This is a genomic window from Lentzea sp. HUAS12, assembly GCF_024125735.1.
In the GTDB taxonomy this organism is placed as follows: Bacteria; Actinomycetota; Actinomycetes; order Mycobacteriales; family Pseudonocardiaceae; genus Lentzea; species Lentzea albida.
This window is the reverse complement of record NZ_CP099738.1, coordinates 5,193,211-5,208,314: the sequence shown is the minus strand read 5'-3', so window position 1 is coordinate 5,208,314 and position 15,104 is coordinate 5,193,211. Positions and strand designations below refer to the sequence as shown.

At 69.4% G+C, this 15,104-nt stretch carries 13 protein-coding genes; 5 read left to right on the top strand and 8 right to left on the bottom strand.

Annotated features, from left to right (window positions below):
• Positions 1 to 69 precede the first annotated feature (69 nt).
• Positions 70 to 231 carry a SapB/AmfS family lanthipeptide gene (locus ND450_RS23215; protein ID WP_089922401.1) on the bottom strand — a complete coding sequence of 54 codons (162 nt, stop codon included), beginning with the start codon at positions 229 to 231 and terminating at the stop codon, positions 70 to 72.
• A 34-nt stretch (positions 232 to 265) separates the two neighbouring features.
• On the bottom strand, positions 266 to 2,830 hold the full coding sequence (gene lanKC / locus ND450_RS23210) for a class III lanthionine synthetase LanKC (protein ID WP_253320837.1): 2,565 nt from the start codon (positions 2,828 to 2,830) through the stop codon (positions 266 to 268).
• Between the two features lie 605 nt (positions 2,831 to 3,435).
• Between lanKC and ND450_RS23205 the strand changes: the two genes are divergently transcribed.
• Positions 3,436 to 4,005 carry a hypothetical protein gene (locus tag ND450_RS23205; RefSeq protein WP_253320836.1) on the top strand — a complete coding sequence of 190 codons (570 nt, stop codon included), beginning with the start codon at positions 3,436 to 3,438 and terminating at the stop codon, positions 4,003 to 4,005.
• A gap of 437 nt (positions 4,006 to 4,442) precedes the next feature.
• Here ND450_RS23205 and fabF read toward each other — a convergent pair whose 3' ends face one another.
• From fabF to ND450_RS23180, 5 genes are all read right to left on the bottom strand, one after another.
• The gene (gene fabF / locus ND450_RS23200; protein WP_253320835.1) at positions 4,443 to 5,678 is read right to left on the bottom strand and encodes a beta-ketoacyl-ACP synthase II; all 1,236 of its coding nucleotides are present in this window, start codon (positions 5,676 to 5,678) and stop codon (positions 4,443 to 4,445) included.
• Positions 5,675 to 5,911, bottom strand: coding sequence for an acyl carrier protein (locus ND450_RS23195; protein ID WP_030465146.1), 237 nt, complete (start codon positions 5,909 to 5,911; stop codon positions 5,675 to 5,677). The genes fabF and ND450_RS23195 overlap by 4 nt, the downstream gene beginning before the upstream one ends.
• Positions 5,912 to 5,945: 34 nt before the next feature.
• On the bottom strand, positions 5,946 to 6,923 hold the full coding sequence (locus tag ND450_RS23190) for a beta-ketoacyl-ACP synthase III (RefSeq protein WP_253320834.1): 978 nt from the start codon (positions 6,921 to 6,923) through the stop codon (positions 5,946 to 5,948).
• Entirely contained in the window at positions 6,920 to 7,849 is a 930-nt protein-coding gene (locus ND450_RS23185) for an ACP S-malonyltransferase (RefSeq protein WP_253320833.1), read from the bottom strand. Before ND450_RS23185 ends, ND450_RS23190 begins: the two co-directional genes overlap by 4 nt.
• Positions 7,850 to 8,043: 194 nt before the next feature.
• Positions 8,044 to 9,243, bottom strand: coding sequence for a CdaR family transcriptional regulator (locus ND450_RS23180; RefSeq protein WP_089922406.1), 1,200 nt, complete (start codon positions 9,241 to 9,243; stop codon positions 8,044 to 8,046).
• Positions 9,244 to 9,364: 121 nt separating this feature from the next.
• Between ND450_RS23180 and ND450_RS23175 the strand changes: the two genes are divergently transcribed.
• From ND450_RS23175 to rfbB, 4 genes are all read left to right on the top strand, one after another.
• Positions 9,365 to 10,921: an alpha/beta hydrolase gene (locus tag ND450_RS23175; protein ID WP_253320832.1), complete on the top strand. Its 1,557-nt coding sequence runs from the start codon at positions 9,365 to 9,367 to the stop codon at positions 10,919 to 10,921.
• A gap of 220 nt (positions 10,922 to 11,141) precedes the next feature.
• Positions 11,142 to 11,912: a hypothetical protein gene (locus ND450_RS23170; RefSeq protein WP_253320831.1), complete on the top strand. Its 771-nt coding sequence runs from the start codon at positions 11,142 to 11,144 to the stop codon at positions 11,910 to 11,912.
• Positions 11,913 to 12,041: 129 nt separating this feature from the next.
• Positions 12,042 to 13,097: a glucose-1-phosphate thymidylyltransferase gene (locus ND450_RS23165; protein WP_089922409.1), complete on the top strand. Its 1,056-nt coding sequence runs from the start codon at positions 12,042 to 12,044 to the stop codon at positions 13,095 to 13,097.
• Positions 13,094 to 14,068, top strand: a complete 975-nt coding sequence (gene rfbB, locus ND450_RS23160; protein WP_253320830.1) for a dTDP-glucose 4,6-dehydratase — start codon at positions 13,094 to 13,096, stop codon at positions 14,066 to 14,068. Before ND450_RS23165 ends, rfbB begins: the two co-directional genes overlap by 4 nt.
• Here the strand turns inward: rfbB and ND450_RS23155 are convergent.
• A complete protein-coding gene (locus ND450_RS23155) occupies positions 14,058 to 15,098 on the bottom strand; it encodes a winged helix DNA-binding domain-containing protein (RefSeq protein ID WP_253320829.1) in 1,041 nt (346 codons plus the stop codon). The genes rfbB and ND450_RS23155 overlap by 11 nt on opposite strands.
• Positions 15,099 to 15,104 lie beyond the last annotated feature (6 nt).

The window sequence follows — 15,104 nt, the reverse complement described above, 5'->3', positions numbered from 1 at the left end:
AGTCGGAGGGTGAGCGGCATACTTCGCCTATGCCGCTCACTCACCGCGGTGTTGCAGTTGAAGCGCAGGTCAGCAGGCCAGCAGGCTGACGGTGCTGTGCGAGCAGGGGAGCAGCAGCGACGCGTTGGACGCGGTCGTGGAGCCGCCGCCGCCACCGTGGCCGCCGCCCGCGAGCACGTTGCTCGGCGCCTCGGGGGTCTCGATGTCCTGCAGGTCGAGGATGAAGCCCATGACTGTCTCCTAATTCGAGGAATCGATCTTCTTGCTACCGGCCCGAGCGGGCCGGGGTCTGGGCCCTTCCGAGGAAGGGGAGTGGTGGACGTCCGTCCACTGTGGAGGCGATGGCGAGCAGCACGCCCGCACCGCCGGTGTTGAGGTCCATGGAGAGCCGGCGCAGCTGCACCCCGGGGAACGCGAGCCCGCCGCCGTAGCGCACGGCGTGCCAGCCGAGGGCCTTGAGGTGCCGCTGGACGGAGCGTTCGAGGCGCTCGTCGGGCCGGTGCCTCGTCGCGTGGGCGAGGGTGGCCATCAGGCCTGCCCTGCCGAGCGTGAACGCGGGCTGGATGACGAACTCGCCGGTGCAGCCGTCGAGCAGCTCGGGAAGCCTTGCCGCGCAGGGACGTTCCGGTGCCGCCTTCGCGAACTCCGTGAGCACCAGCGCGATTCCCGCGCCGCCGATGCCGACGTAGGGCAGGCTTCGGAACGTCCCGTCGCGGACCTGCAGTGAACCGTCCAGTGCGACCATCGTCTCGGCCAGGTCGCGTTCGAGAGCCTGTTCGGACAGGTCGAGCCAGCGCTCGTGTCCGGTCTGCTCGAACAGGCGCAGGAAGAACAGCGCGGGACCGGACCAGCCGTGCAGCAGGCCCGCCCTCGCCGTGTCGCCGGGCGGTGGGGCTTCGGAGAGCTGCTTCGCGAGCCGTTCGGCCAGCTCCTCGGCCTGGGTGGTGAAGTTCTGGTCGCCGCGCTCGTTCGCGAAGTGCAGCAGGTTGAGGCCGATGCCGGACAGGCCGGCGCCGAGCCCGTGGTCCCTCGTGGTGCGGACGAGCGGGGCGTAGCGCTCGACGATCTCGGTCGCGAGGTCGTGGTGGCCGAAGTTCTCCAGCACGTGCGCGATGCCGTGGGCGCCGGCGAAGAAGCCGGGCTGCTGGGGCGGGTCGGTGCGGACCGCCTCGACGAGCCACTCCTCGTGCTCGGGGTAGCGGCCCTCGCCGCTCTCCGCGAGCGCGTGCAGCACACCCGCGGCACCGTGGCCGAAGCCGAGGCCGCCGGTCTCGAACTGCTCGATGTCGCCGGGGAACAGGCGGTCGGTGCGGTGCGGCGTCGCGCTGTGCAGGATCGCGGCGGCGATCTCCTTGCGCACCACCGACCAGTCCGGGTTCTCGTCGTCGAACGAGGTGAACGCGGGATCGGCCGGCGGGTCGACGCGCGGGGTGAGCACGTCGAGGATCTGCCGCTGGTAGTCGTCGCCCAGGCCGAACCGGTCCGCGATGACGTGGACGTGCTGGCGCAGCTTGGCCGGCGCGAGCTCCAGCACCGCGTTGAGCGGCAGGAAGATCCACAACTTGAGCGCGGCCAGCGGGTAGGCGTCGATGTCGAAGCCCTCGCGGTCCTTGGGCGCCTGGAAACCGGGCGCGCCGAGCGTCGGGCGGTGCACGTCCTCGATGGTCGAGGAGAGCTCGAAGTCGATGAGCGAGACGGTGTCGTCCTCGTCGACCAGGATGTTCATCGTGTGCAGGTCGCCGAAGACGACGCCGCGCTCGTGCACCTTCTCGACGAGGCGCTCGATCTTGGTGATGAGCTCCTGTGCCCTGGTGCGGTAGTTCTCGAGGAGTTCGGGCGTGGTGTCCTTGTGCGTCAACGGGTAGTTGTGGCCGAGCCACTGCCCGAGCGAACGCCCCGGCATGAACTCCATGGCCACGAACAGGTGCTCCCACTCGGTGAAGCGGTCGTACACCTCGGGAACGCCGTCGATGCCGTGCAGCTTCGTGAGGATCTCGTGCTCGAGTTCGAGACGAGCCACCGCGTCGCGGCCCTCGCGGTCGAGCCCGGCGTGCGGCCGCGCCTCCTTGAGCACGACCTCCTTGCCGTCGCTCTTGCGAGTCGCGAGGTAGACGCCGCCGCCGTTGGAGAAGTGCAGCGAACTCCTGATCTGGTACGGGAACCTGTCCGCGTCGCCCGCGTTGCGCTCGGCGAGGTGCGGCTCGAGGAAGGCGGGCAGCTCGATCCACTCGGGGAGGCTGAACACCGGCTTGCGCGTGTCCGCCACCAGTTCGCCGTCCGGGCCCTCGATCGCGAGCACCTGCCGGCCGTCGATCTCCAGCCACTGCTCGGCGAACCCGCCGTAGCGGACGTAGAGCGGACCCTTGCCGACGCGGAGGTCGCTCAGGATGTAGGCCCCGTGCTCACCGTCGAGGACCTGCGCGAGCTCGGTGCAGAGGGTCTCGAGCTGCTCGGCGTCCGCCGGGTAGATCGTGATGAGCTTGCCGCTGCCGTCGCGCGGGGCGTACTTCGAGTTGCGGGCCAGCACGATCGAGACGGTCTGCAGGTACTTGAAGGGGACGCGCCGCTCGACGCAGTGGTCGAAGGTCGCCTTCAGCACCCGGCCGGCGTTGTCGAGACCGGCGGAGACGTGGATCTTCCACCCCTGCCGGGGGAGCTCCACACCGTTCGGGTGGTGGTGCCTCCACACGTTGCGCTCGACGGTCGTCCAGCCGGGCGGAAGTGCGGGGAGTTCGAGCGAGAAGTCGTCCGCGGGAGTGGTTTCGGTGCTGCTCTGCAGATCGTAGAACTGCCGGTCCGCGAAGCAGTACGCCTCGTATCTGAGGTCCACCGAATTCCCCTCTCCGACTCGTTTGCGTTTTGTTTGACGCGGCATATTCCCGCACAAATCCGCAGCTATGGGGAATCCGCCGTTAGAGTCATATGGGTCCCCTGTTCGTGGCTGAAAGAGTGTCGGTTACCGATGCGTATGTGACGCGTCGTGATGAGGTTTGGGTCCATCTCACCCGGTTGAGATGTTTGTTGACCAGCCGGTGGACGGGTTTTGTCGGGGTCGCCGCTAAACGGAACTCTGACGTCTCGCTTCTGAGGCGCCTCTGAGCTGCGCTATTCCAAATCGTGTCCGACGTATAGGTGGATGCGGTGATGTGTCGTGCACGCGCAGTGGCGACTGCTCTCTCCGGGTGAAGCCTTGATTGGCTGCAATTGCGTGTTTGATGCGGCCGAATGGCGGTATTGAGTGCCCCGTTGGAACCCATTCGTAGGAGGAGATTGCCCATTGACTTTTATGTACCAAACATTGTCTTACTACATGCAACTGAGTAAATTCCGGTGTGATGTAATCGTTCGAGTGAAAAATTGTGTTTTGATGTAACGCGACCTGTTTCGTGAGTGGCCCTCTGCTGCTCGGCGTGTCGTGCGACTAGGCTGGCGGCCGTGGGGAGCGTGGCGAGCCGCTGGCTGGTGCCGGCCGTGGTGGTGATCACCGGAGCCGCGGTGGCGGCCGGAATGGTGGGCCGGACCGTGTACGCCCGCCCGGCCGAGGCCAAGGGCACACCGGCGGTCGAGTCGTCGGTCGTGGGCACGCTGCCGGGGTCCGCGGAGGTGCGGCTGAGCCCGGACTCCTTCACCCACCCGGACCGGACCTCGGTGCAGCGGGTGCTGCAGGAGTACTTCGACGCGATCAACGCCGGGGACTTCGTCTCGTGGCGTGGGGTGGTGTCGGCCCGGCGGGTGTCCGGGACGCCCGAGGCGAGCTGGGTGTCGGCGTACGAGACCACTCGTGACGGCGGGATGGTGGTGCAGCGGATCGAGTCGGACGTGGTGGGGCGGCGGCTTCGGGTGCTGTTGTCTTTTGTGTCCACTCAGGACGTTGCGAAGGCGCCGCCCGCGTTGCCGGAGGGGTGCATTCGGTGGCGGGTGGTGTACGTGCTGGTGTGGGAGGGTGGGGAGTTGAAGGTGGACGAGGCTGCGGAGAACCGGAACCCCCAGATGGAGAAGTGCTGAGCTTTGGTCGCGGGTTCGCGGCTTGTGCGGGTGGTTGGGGTTGCGGGCGGCCTGTTGCTGTTGCGTGCTTCCCCTGGGGCTCTGCCCCAGACCCCGGCAATCTGATCAGGGGGTAGCGCCGCGGGCAGGTAGATGGCACGCCTGCCACTTAGAGCGGCTGCCTGTTGCTTGGTTTGGTTGCGGTGGCGGTGGGGTCCCATCCCAAGCCGCACCAAGAGCGGGCCTCAGGTGCAGCAAGAGCTGTGGCGCGACTCGTGATGGGACCCCACCGCCGGTTCCTCTTTGCCAAAGACGGCTCGCCTCCGGCATCGCACCGATCCCACCGCTCGCCTGCCGTGCCTCTCCCGCCTCCCGGCCCCGCGCCCCGCCGCCTTTCCCCGCACAGCACAACGCCCCGGTCTGCGGAGCAGACCGGGGCGTGCGGTGGAGCGTGTGGGCTAGGCCGGGGTGAAGGCCAGCGCCACGTTGTGGCCGCCGAAGCCGAACGAGTCGTTCACGGCGGCCTCCAGCTTGATCTTGCGGGGTTCGCCCGCCACCACGTCCAGCGTGACGGCCGGGTCGAGGTTCTCCAGGTTGAGCGTCTGGGGAACGATGCCGTCGCGGATCGAGAGGACGGTGACGATGGCCTCTACCGCTCCCGCTGCGCCCAGCAGGTGGCCCAGTGCGCCCTTCGGCGCGGTCAGGACCGGGTGGTCGCCGATCGCCTTGCGGATCGCCACGGTCTCCGCGACGTCGCCCACCGGGGTGGAGGTCGCGTGGCAGTTCACGTGGCCCACGTCGGCCGGGTCGATGCCGCCCGAGCGCAGGGACGCCGCGATGGCACGGGACTGGCCCACGCCCTCGGGGTCCGGGGCGGTGATGTGGTAGCCGTCGGCCGAGGTGCCGATGCCGGCGAGCTTGCCGTAGATCTTCGCGCCGCGGGCCTCGGCGAACTCCCGGCGTTCCAGGACCATGACGCCCGCGCCCTCGCCGAGGACGAAGCCGTCGCGGCCCGTGTCGAACGGGCGTGAGGCCTTCTCCGGCTCGTCGTTGCGGGTGCTCATGGTGCGGGCCTGCGAGAAGCCCGCCACCGGGATGGCCGTGATGCACGCTTCGGCGCCGCCCGCTACGACCACGTCGGCTTCGCCGGACTTGATCATGCGGTAGGCCCAGGCGATGGCCTCGGCGCCCGACGCGCAGGCGGAGACCGGGGCGTGCACGCCCGCCTGTGCCTTGAGCTCCAGGCCGACGTGGGCGGCCGGGCCGTTCGGCATCAGCATCGGGACGGTCAGCGGCGACACCTTGCGCAGGCCCTGCTGCTCCAGGAGGTCGTCCTGGGTCAGGAGGGTGATCGCGCCGCCGATGCCGGTGCCGATGATGACGGCGAGGCGCTGGCGGTCGACGGTGTCGTCGTCGTGGCCCGCGTCGGACCACGCCTGGCGGGACGCCACGATGGCGACCTGCTCGGAGCGGTCCAGGCGGCGTGCCTCGACTCGGGGGAGCACCTCGGTCGGGTCCACCACGAGCTGCGACGCGATCTTGACCGGCAGGTCGTACTTCTCGACCCAGTCGTGGGTCATGGGGCGAACCCCGCTCTTGCCGGCCAGCAGCGCGTCCCAGGTGGACGTGACATCACCACCGAGCGGGGTGGTGGCACCCAGCCCGGTGATGACGACCTCGATGCCCGAAGTCACTTGTTGCTGGTGATGTAGTTCACCGCGTCACCAACGGTCTTGAGGTTGGCCAGCTCGTCGTCCGGGATCTTCACGCCGAACTTGTCCTCAGCCTGGACGGCGATCTCGACCATCGACAGCGAGTCGATGTCGAGGTCGTCCACGAAGGACTTCTCAGCGGTGACGTCGTCGGCGGCAACGCCGGCGACCTCTTCGACGATCTCGGCAAGACCGGACAGGACGTTGTCGCTCACTGAAGTTCCCTTTCGATTGAAACGGTGGAAGAACTCATGGGCACCGGACCACCTGTCCCGCGTAGGACAGGCCCGCGCCGAAACCGACCATCAGCACGACATCTCCCGAGGAGATCTCGCCTGCCGACCTCATGTGGTCCAGTGCCATGGGGATCGAGGCCGAGGAGGTGTTGCCGGATTCGACGATGTCTCGAGCGATCTTCAGGTCCTCGCGCGCACCATTCTTGTGCAGGCGCTTGGCGATGGCCTCGATGATCCTGAGGTTGGCCTGGTGCGGGGCGAACACGTCCACGTCGGACAGTTCGACACCCGCGAGCTCGGCGGCGCGCAGCGCCACCGGGGCGATCTGGGTCGTGGCCCACCGGAAGACCGTCTGGCCCTCCTGGTGGATGAACGAGTCGCGGTCGTCGATGCGGATGACCTCGGACATGCTGCCGTCCGAGCCCCACGCGACGGGGCCGATCTCGTTCGTCTCACCGGCGCCGACCACGACGGCACCCGCGCCGTCCGCGAAGATGATCGCGGTCGAGCGGTCGTCCTGGTGGGTCCAGTCGGTGAGCTTCTCGGCACCGATGACGAGGAAGTTCTTCACGGTGCCGGCGCGGACGATGTCCGCGGCCGTCGCGACGGCGTAGCAGAAGCCCGCGCACGCGGCGTTCAGGTCGAACGCGGCCGCGGCCTTGATGCCGAGGCGGGTGGCGACCTGCGCGGCGGCGTTCGGGATGGTCGACGGCATGGTGCACGTCGCCACGATCACGCCGCCGATGTCCTCCGGGGTGAGGCCCGCGTCCTCGATCGCCTTGGTGCCCGCGAGGACGGACATGTCGACGACACCCTCGTCCTTCGCGGCCACGCGGCGGTTCACGATGCCGACGCGCTCGCGGATCCACTCGTCCGAGGTGTCCATGCGCGCGGCGAGGTCGTGGTTGCTCACGACGGTCTCGGGCTGGTAGCTGCCGAGCCCGATGATGCGGCTACCCGCGGCTGCCTGCGGGGCCTGGAAGGTCGTCACTTATCGGCTCCAACGGTCTCGATGAGCTCCGAGACCTTCTCCAGCTGGTCGGGGGTCTTCAGGGCGAGGGTCGCGGTGCCCTTCATCGCACGCTTGGCGAGACCCGTCAGCACGCCGGCGGGCGGCAGTTCGAGCGAGCCCGCGACACCCTTCTCGACGAAGGTGGCCTGGCAGAGGTCCCAGCGGACGGGGCTCGTGACCTGGGTGACCAGGCGCGACAGCACCTCGGCGCCCTCGGTGACGAGCTGACCGTCCTTGTTGGACACCAGCGGCAGCGACGGGTCCTGCGTGGTCACTTCGGCGGCACGCGCGCGCACGGCGTCTTCCGCGGGCGCCATGTACTTGGTGTGGAACGCGCCCGCGACGGCCAGCTTGCGGATCTTCGCCGGGCCGGGCGGGTTCTCGACGAGCGCGTCGAGCGCGGAGTGCGGACCGGCCGCGACGATCTGGCCCGCGCCGTTGCGGTTCGCGGGCACGAGACCGAGCTCCTCGAGGCGCGCGAGCACCTCCGGCTCGTCACCGCCGAGCACCGCGGCCATGCCGGTCGGCTCCAGGGCGCACGCCTGCGCCATCGCGGCACCGCGCACGGCGGCCAGCGCGACGGCGTCGTCGGCGCTGATGACGCCCGCGACGGCGGCCGCGGCGAGCTCGCCGACCGAGTGGCCGCCGACGATCACGGCGGAGGGCAGTTCCACGCGCTTGCGCAGCTCACCGAACGCGAGCACGGCGAGAGCCACGACCAGCGGCTGGGTGATCGCGGTGTCGACGATCTCGTCGGCCTCCGCGGTGGTGCCGAGGCGCACCAGGTCCAGGCCCGTGATCTCCGACCACGTCCGGACCTGCTTCTCCGCCCCCTCCAGTTCGAGCCAGGGGGTGAGCATGCCGGGCGTCTGGGACCCTTGTCCGGGCGCGAGGAGTGCGATCACGTCGATTACTAAAGCCGGTGAACCCACTGGTACCCCATGTCGTGAAGAACGAAGTACGGCGATCGTATTTGTAGAGACCCTACAAAAGTGACTCCCAGGTGAACGCTGCGCGACGTAACCCCAGCTCAGCGCTATACAGGGTCGTTCGGCCCTCACCCCAACGGCTGTGTGCGAAGTCCGTCACAGGCCGTTCGCTACCACAGGCCCCGGGAGCGCGCTAGGCGTCCTACAGACAATGCGACGCGAAGCACAAGCGCGTCTCGAGCGTCATGTGCATTTCTTCCCGTCATTTCCTGAACGCGCCGAAGGCGATATCTGACCGTGTTCGGGTGCACGAACAGTCTTTTCGCGCACGTCTCCAGCACGCCCCCGACCTCCAGGAACGCGTCCACGGTCTCCAGCAGCGCGCCGCCCGCGTCCTCCAGCGGCCGGGCGACCCGGTCCACCAGCTGCCACTCGGCCTCCGGGTCGCCTGCCAGCGCCCGTTCCGGCAGCAGGTCGAGCGACCGGACGGGCCGGGGCGCGGCGGGCCAGCCGACCACGGCGCGCAGGCCGCTCAGCGCGTCACTGGCGCTGCGGTGGGCCTCGGACAGGCTGGCCACCGTCGGGCCCGCGACGACCGGCCCCTCGCCGAAGCCCTCGGCGATGCGCCCCAGCACGTCCTCCCCGGTCTCCGTCGGCCCGCCGAGCACGACGACCAGCCGCGAGCCCTGCACGGACAGCAGCACCGGCCGCCCGGCGCGGGCCGCCTTGCTGCGCACCGAGTAGATGATCGCGGGCGGGTCCTCGCCGCCGGGATTGCCGACCAGCACCGTCGCCTCCAGCGCGGGGTCCCAGCCCAGCGCCGCCGCGCGGGAGAGCAGCGACTCCTCGGGGTCGCCACGCACGATGCCGTCGACGACCAGCGCCTCCAGGCGGGCGTCCCACGCGCCGCGCGCCTCGGCGGCCGCCGCGTAGGAGGTGGCGGCGGAGAACGCGATCTCCCGCCCGTACCGCAGCACGCCCTCCATCAGCAGCGCGCGCTCGGCGTCGTCGGCCGCCATCTCCGGCAGCTGCCCCTCGAACAGCTCCAGCGCGATCCTGACCAGCTCGACGGTCTGCCGCAGGCTGACCCAGCGGGAGATGTCCTTGGGGGCGCTGCGGAACGCGTCCGCCGTCAGCCGGATCGCCTGCTGCCGGTCGTGCAGCCACTCGCAGAACCCCGCGACGCCGTTCTGGATCAGCAGCAGGACGCTCGCCCGCTGGTCCGCGGGCATCCGGGCGAACCACGGCAGCCGCCGCTCCATCTCGGACACGCTGGCGGTCGCGAGCGAGCCCGACGCGCGTTCGATCTTGCGCATGGTGCGGGCGGAGAGCGTCGGCGGGTGCTCCTCCTTCGCCTTGCTGCTGGTCATACCCGCAGCTTAGGGCCAGTCGGGCCCCATCACCGGTACGGGTGACACAACCCATGGACCCGTGTGAACCCCCATACCTTCGGGCAGCAGAGATCTTTCGGTCCGGCGCGGAGGTTCGATCTTGCACAGGTTCCCGGTACTCGCCCTGAGCGTGGTGACCCTGCTGACGACGACTGCGATCGCCTCGGCCGATCCTCCCGACCCCCTCGCCGAGTTCCACGCGCAACCGGTCAAGTGGGCGCCGTGCAGCGGAAAACTCGCCGAACTGGAGTGCACCACGCTCGTCGCGCCGCTCGACTACGCGAAACCGGGCGGGGACAGGATCAACCTGACGGTCAGCCGCAGGAAGGCCGCGGCCGCCGACCGCAGGCGCGGTGTGCTGTTCACCAATCCGGGTGGACCTGGCGGTTCGGGGCTCGGGCTGCCGCTGTTCCTGATGAAGTCCGAGCTCGCGCAGGTCTACGACCTGATCGGCATCGACCCGCGCGGCGTCGGCGGCTCGACGGCGCTGAACTGCCGCAGCGCGCCCGCGATCGCCGCGCCCGAGTCCCGGCCCGCGGACGGCGAGTTCGGCAAGTGGGCGGCCGAGGCCCGCGAGGCCGAGGAGGCCTGCCAGACCTCGGGCGGCGGGATCCGGCAGTTCATCAGCACCGCCAACACCGCGCGGGACATGGACGTCGTGCGGGCCGTCCTCGGCGAAGCGAAGATCAACTACCTGGGCTACTCCTACGGCACGTACCTCGGGGCGGTGTACGGGACGATGTTCCCGGGCCGGCTCGACCGCAGCGTGCTCGACTCCGCGGTGCACCCGGAGTGGATCTGGCACGAGCAGTTCCGCCAGCAGGCCATCGCCTACCGGCAGGACGTCGAGGCGTGGGCGGCGTGGGTGGGGGAGCGCGCCGAGAAGTTCGGGCTCGGCAAGTCGCGGGACGAGGTGCTCGCCGAGGTCGAGAAGGTCGCGGTGAAGCTGCGCGCCACGCCGGTCGGCGAGTACGACCAGTCCTCCTTCGACGGCGCGGTGGGCGTCGGCGCCCGCTACCGTCCACTGTGGTCGGACCTGGCGTCGATCGTGACCAAGCTGCGGTCGGGGGAGCAGCCCGCGAACGCCGAGGGCGCCAAGGCCGGGCAGGTGCTCACGAGGACCGGGTTGCAGGAACTGCGCTCCGGCGTGTTCGACACGGTCACCTGCGAGTCGGACTGGCCGACGGACCTGCACGTCTACTACGAGGACATGCGGATGTTCCGCGAGCGCTACCCGTACGGCTTCGGGATCGTGCGGGCCGCGCCCATGACGTGCACGTTCCGCGCGTTCACGCCGCCGGAGGCGCCGGTCAAGCTCGCGCGCGAGGGCTACCCGATCGGCGTCGTCGTGCAGTCCGAGGGCGACACGCAGACCCAGTACGCGGGCGGCCCGGCGATGGCGCGGCGGCTCGGGCACAACCTGATCACCGTCACCGACGAGGGCAAGCACGGCCTCTACAACGGCGGCAACAAGTGCGTGGACGACAAGGTCAACCGGTACCTCGTCGACGGGGCGCTGCCGGGCAGCAGTTCCGAGTGCGCCGGCGACCCGCGGCCGGACGTGCCGAAGGACGGGCAGGGCGGCTCGGCGCTGACGTTGTCACCGGAGGGCATCCAGGCCTACCTGGACGGCCGCGGGTTCTCCGCGCGGCCCTAGCGACCGGCGGGAGGAATGTGGAAGGGCCCGCCACGGAGCGTGGCGGGCCCTTCCCTCTCCCCGGTCCCCACCGGTCCTTCCACTCTGGACTGTATTGAGACAAAAATCCACGTCAGCCACCCTTTCGTGTAGCAGTGTCGAAGTTGAACGGCGGTGTGATCCGCGAAACGATCAGACGGTCGGATCTTCACTCACCGCAACTTTTGTTCTAGGAGGGCCCGTGGGCTCGCAAATCACCGAGGGCCTGGGCCAGGCGTGGGCGATGATCGCCACGTTCGTGCCGAAGCTGCTCGGCTTCCTCGTCGTGCTGCTCATCGGCTGGTTCATCGCCAAGGCACTGGCCAAGGGCGTCCAGTTCCTGCTCAAGCGCGTCGGCTTCGAAAAGCTGGTCGACAGGTCGGGCCTCAACGGCGCGATGCGGCAGTCGTCGATGGACGCCTCCGGTCTGATCTCCAAGATCGTGTACTATTTCGTGCTGCTCATCGCGCTGCAGCTGGCGTTCGGCGTCTTCGGCGCCTCGAACCCGGTCAGCACGCTGCTCAACGAGGTCATCGCGTACCTGCCGCGCATCGTCGTCGCGCTGGTGCTCGTGATCGTCGCGTCCGCGATCGGCACCGCCCTCAAGGGTCTCGTGACCGGCGCGCTCGGCCAGCGGTCGTACACGAAGCTCATGGGCAACATCACCTACGGCTTCGTGATGGCGCTCGGCATCATCGCGGCGCTCAACCAGCTGGGCATCGCCGTCTCGGTGACCATGCCGGTTCTCATCGCGGTGCTCGCGACCGTCGCCGGCGTGATCGTCATCGGTGTCGGCGGCGGCCTGGTCCGCCCGATGCAGCAGCGCTGGGAGGGCTGGCTGGCCCGCGCGCAGGACGAGGCCCAGGCCCAGTCCCCGATGCCGCGCGCGTCGCAGGAGATGCCGCAGAACGTCGGTGCCCGCATGGGTGACGCGCCGACGCCTCCGTCGGGCATGCCGATGACCGACCGGTAGGTCTGATCTCGACGGAAGGGCCCGCGCTGGAGCAGCGCGGGCCCTTCTTCGCGTTTTAGGTCGTTCTCCAGTTGCGGTCTACCAGGGGCGGCGAACCTCGGTTCCACGTGACGGTGGAGGAGACGTTCCATGAAAGCCCTGGTGCTGTCCGGAGGCGCGGGAACACGCCTGCGACCATTCAGCTACTCGATGCCGAAACAACTGATCCCGATCGCCAACAAGCCCGTCCTCGAGTACGTGGTCGACAACCTGCGCGAGATCGGGATCACCGAGATCGGCATCATCGTCGGCGACCGCGCTCACGAGATCTCCGACGTGCTGGGCGACGGATCCGCCCTGGGCGTGGCGATCACGTACATCCCGCAGGACGCGCCGCTCGGGCTCGCGCACTGCGTGAAGATCGCGCGGCCGTTCCTCGGCGACGACGACTTCGTGATGTACCTGGGCGACAACATGCTCGTCGAGGGGATCTCCGAGATCGCCGACGAGTTCGCGGCGAACCGGACGTCCGCTCAGGTCGTCGTCTACAAGGTGCCGGACCCGCGCGCGTTCGGCGTCGCCGAGGTGGACGAGAACTCGCGGGTGACGCGGCTGGTCGAGAAGCCGCAGGAGCCGCGCAGCGACCTCGCCATGATCGGCGTGTACTTCTTCACCCCGCGCATCCACGAGGCCGTGGACGCGATCGAGCCGTCGTGGCGCGGCGAGCTCGAGATCACCGACGCGTTGCAGTGGCTGGTGACGAACGACCGCGACGTGCGGGCGCGGATCTACTCGGGGTTCTGGAAGGACACCGGGAAGGTCGAGGACGTGCTGGAGTGCAACCGCGAGGTGCTGCAACGGCTGCGCACCGACGTCCAGGGCATCGTCGACGAGGAGAGCACCCTCATCGGGGACGTCGTGGTCGAGGAGGGCGCGCGCGTCGTCCGGTCGTGCATCGTCGGGCCCGCGATCATCGGCGCCGGCACGCTGGTCGAGGAGTCGATCATCGGCCCGTACACGGCGATCGGCGCGGACTGCCGGATCACCGAGTCCGGGGTGTCCGACTCGATCGTGCTGTCCGGTGCCCACGTGCACGACGTGTCCGGCATCGAGACCTCGTTGATCGGGCGGAAGGCCCGGGTCGGCTCGGCGAAACAACACCGGCTGGTCGTCGGTGACGACGCACATGTGGAGGTGGCGGCGTGAAGCTGCTGGTCACCGGCGCTGCCGGGTTCATCGGCTCGCACTACGTCCGCACTCTCCTCGACGGCGGGTACGCGGGCTACGAGGACGCGCACGTCACCGTGCTGGACAAGCTGACGTACGCGGGCAACCGCGCGAACCTGCCCGAGTCGCACCCGCGGATGACGTTCGTGGAGGGCGACATCTGCGACCTGGAGCTGTTGCTGGAGCTGCTGCCCGGCCACGACGCCGTGGTGCACTTCGCGGCCGAGTCGCATGTGGACCGTTCGCTGACGGCCGCCGCGGACTTCGTGCTCACCAACGTCCTCGGCACGCAGACGGTGCTGGAGGCCTGCCGCCGCACCGGGGTCTCGCGGGTCGTGCACGTGTCGACCGACGAGGTGTACGGGTCGATCGACGAGGGCGCGTGGACGGAGACCTGGCCGCTGCTGCCGAACTCCCCGTACGCCGCCTCGAAGGCGTCGAGCGACCTGGTCGCCCGCTCGTACTGGCGCACGCACGGACTCGACGTGTCGATCACGCGCTGCTCCAACAACTACGGGCCGTACCAGCACCCGGAGAAGCTCATCCCGTTGTTCATCACGAACCTGTTCAACGGCCTGCAGGTGCCGCTGTACGGGGACGGGTCGAACGTGCGGGAGTGGCTGCACGTCTCCGACCACTGCCGGGCGATCCAGCTGGTGCTGACCTCGGGGCGCTCCGGCGAGATCTACAACGTCGGTGGCGGCAACGAGCGCACCAACCTGCAGATCACCGAGGCCCTGCTGGACCTGTGCAGCGCGGGGCCGGCTCTGGTCAAGCGGGTGGCCGACCGGCTCGGGCACGACCTGAGGTACGCGCTCGACGACACGAAGATCCGCGAGGAGCTCGGCTACGAGCCGCTGGTGTCGTTCGAGCAGGGCCTCGCGGACACGGTCGCCTGGTACCGCGACCACCCGGCGTGGTGGAAGCCGTTGCGGGACTTCACGTCCTGATCCAGTCCCGAAGGCGGTCGCACTCCTCGGCGACCGCCTTCCGCCTGCTCGGCGGCAGGTCGTCGATGTACTCGACCTCGACCGTGCGCTGCTTGGTGATGGACCAGGTGGCGACGACGAAGCCGTCCACCAGGACCGTCGGCTTGCCGCCGACGACCACGCCGAGCCGGTCGTCCGCGATGACGCGCCGGCGGTCGGCGTGGGCGAGCAGGACGTTGTCGAACTCGGGCAGGAGCCGGACCGGGACGTCGGTGTCCGGGCCGGGCCGCGGGGCGTCCGGGAGGTCGAACAGCTCCTTGCCTGCCTCGGTGCGGAACGTCACGAGCTCGGGCCTGAGCTCGTCGAACACCTCGCCGAGCCTGGTGAGGCCGGACCACTGCTGGGCGTCCATGACCGTGGCGGGGCCGAACGCGGTCAGGTAGCGCAGGACCAGTTCCCGCCTGGCCATGGCCTGCTGCGGTGCGTCGAGCCAGGTCTCGACGGTCGTGCAGACCGCCCTGCCGCTCCGGTGCCACAGGCCGCGCGGCGGGAGCTGGACGAGGGCCAGCTTGTTGCGCAGGGCGTTGCCGAGGACGGTGTGCTCGCGGTCGGGCCAGAGCTCCTTGAGCTGCTTGCCCGCGTCCGCGGTGCCCTGTGGTGTGGTTTCCAGGATCGTGCGGCCGGCTTCGGCGACGGCGTCGAGGTCGAGGCCTCGCAAGCGTTTGGCGAACGGGCCGCTCTGCAATTCGCGGTCGAGCCGGAGCTGCATGTGGGGGCGCAACGCGAGCGCGTCCCGTGCGCTGACCAGGTGGATCGTGCCGCGCATCAGCAGGATCCGCACCGCCTCGCGGGTGATCAGCAGGTCTTCGAGCTCCTGCGGCCGGAAGTCTTTGAGGCGGGTCCAGAGGCCGACGTAGGGCGACTTCGGTTCCTGCGCCTGGATGCCGAAGAGGTGCTCGATGGTGGCGAGCGCGCTCCGGTCGGCGCGCTCGCGCAGCATCTGGCGTTCGATCAGCGCCCGGTTGAGGGCCTGCAGGCCGAGTGTCCCCATCGGGAC

Coding starts and splice junctions, on each gene's coding strand:
- ND450_RS23215 (WP_089922401.1), bottom strand. CDS start 231: ATGGGCTTCATCCTCGACCTGCAGGACATCGAGACCCCCGAGGCGCCG.
- ND450_RS23180 (WP_089922406.1), bottom strand. CDS start 9,243: ATGACCAGCAGCAAGGCGAAGGAGGAGCACCCGCCGACGCTCTCCGCC.
- ND450_RS23155 (WP_253320829.1), bottom strand. CDS start 15,098: ATGGGGACACTCGGCCTGCAGGCCCTCAACCGGGCGCTGATCGAACGC.
- ND450_RS23165 (WP_089922409.1), top strand. CDS start 12,042: ATGAAAGCCCTGGTGCTGTCCGGAGGCGCGGGAACACGCCTGCGACCA.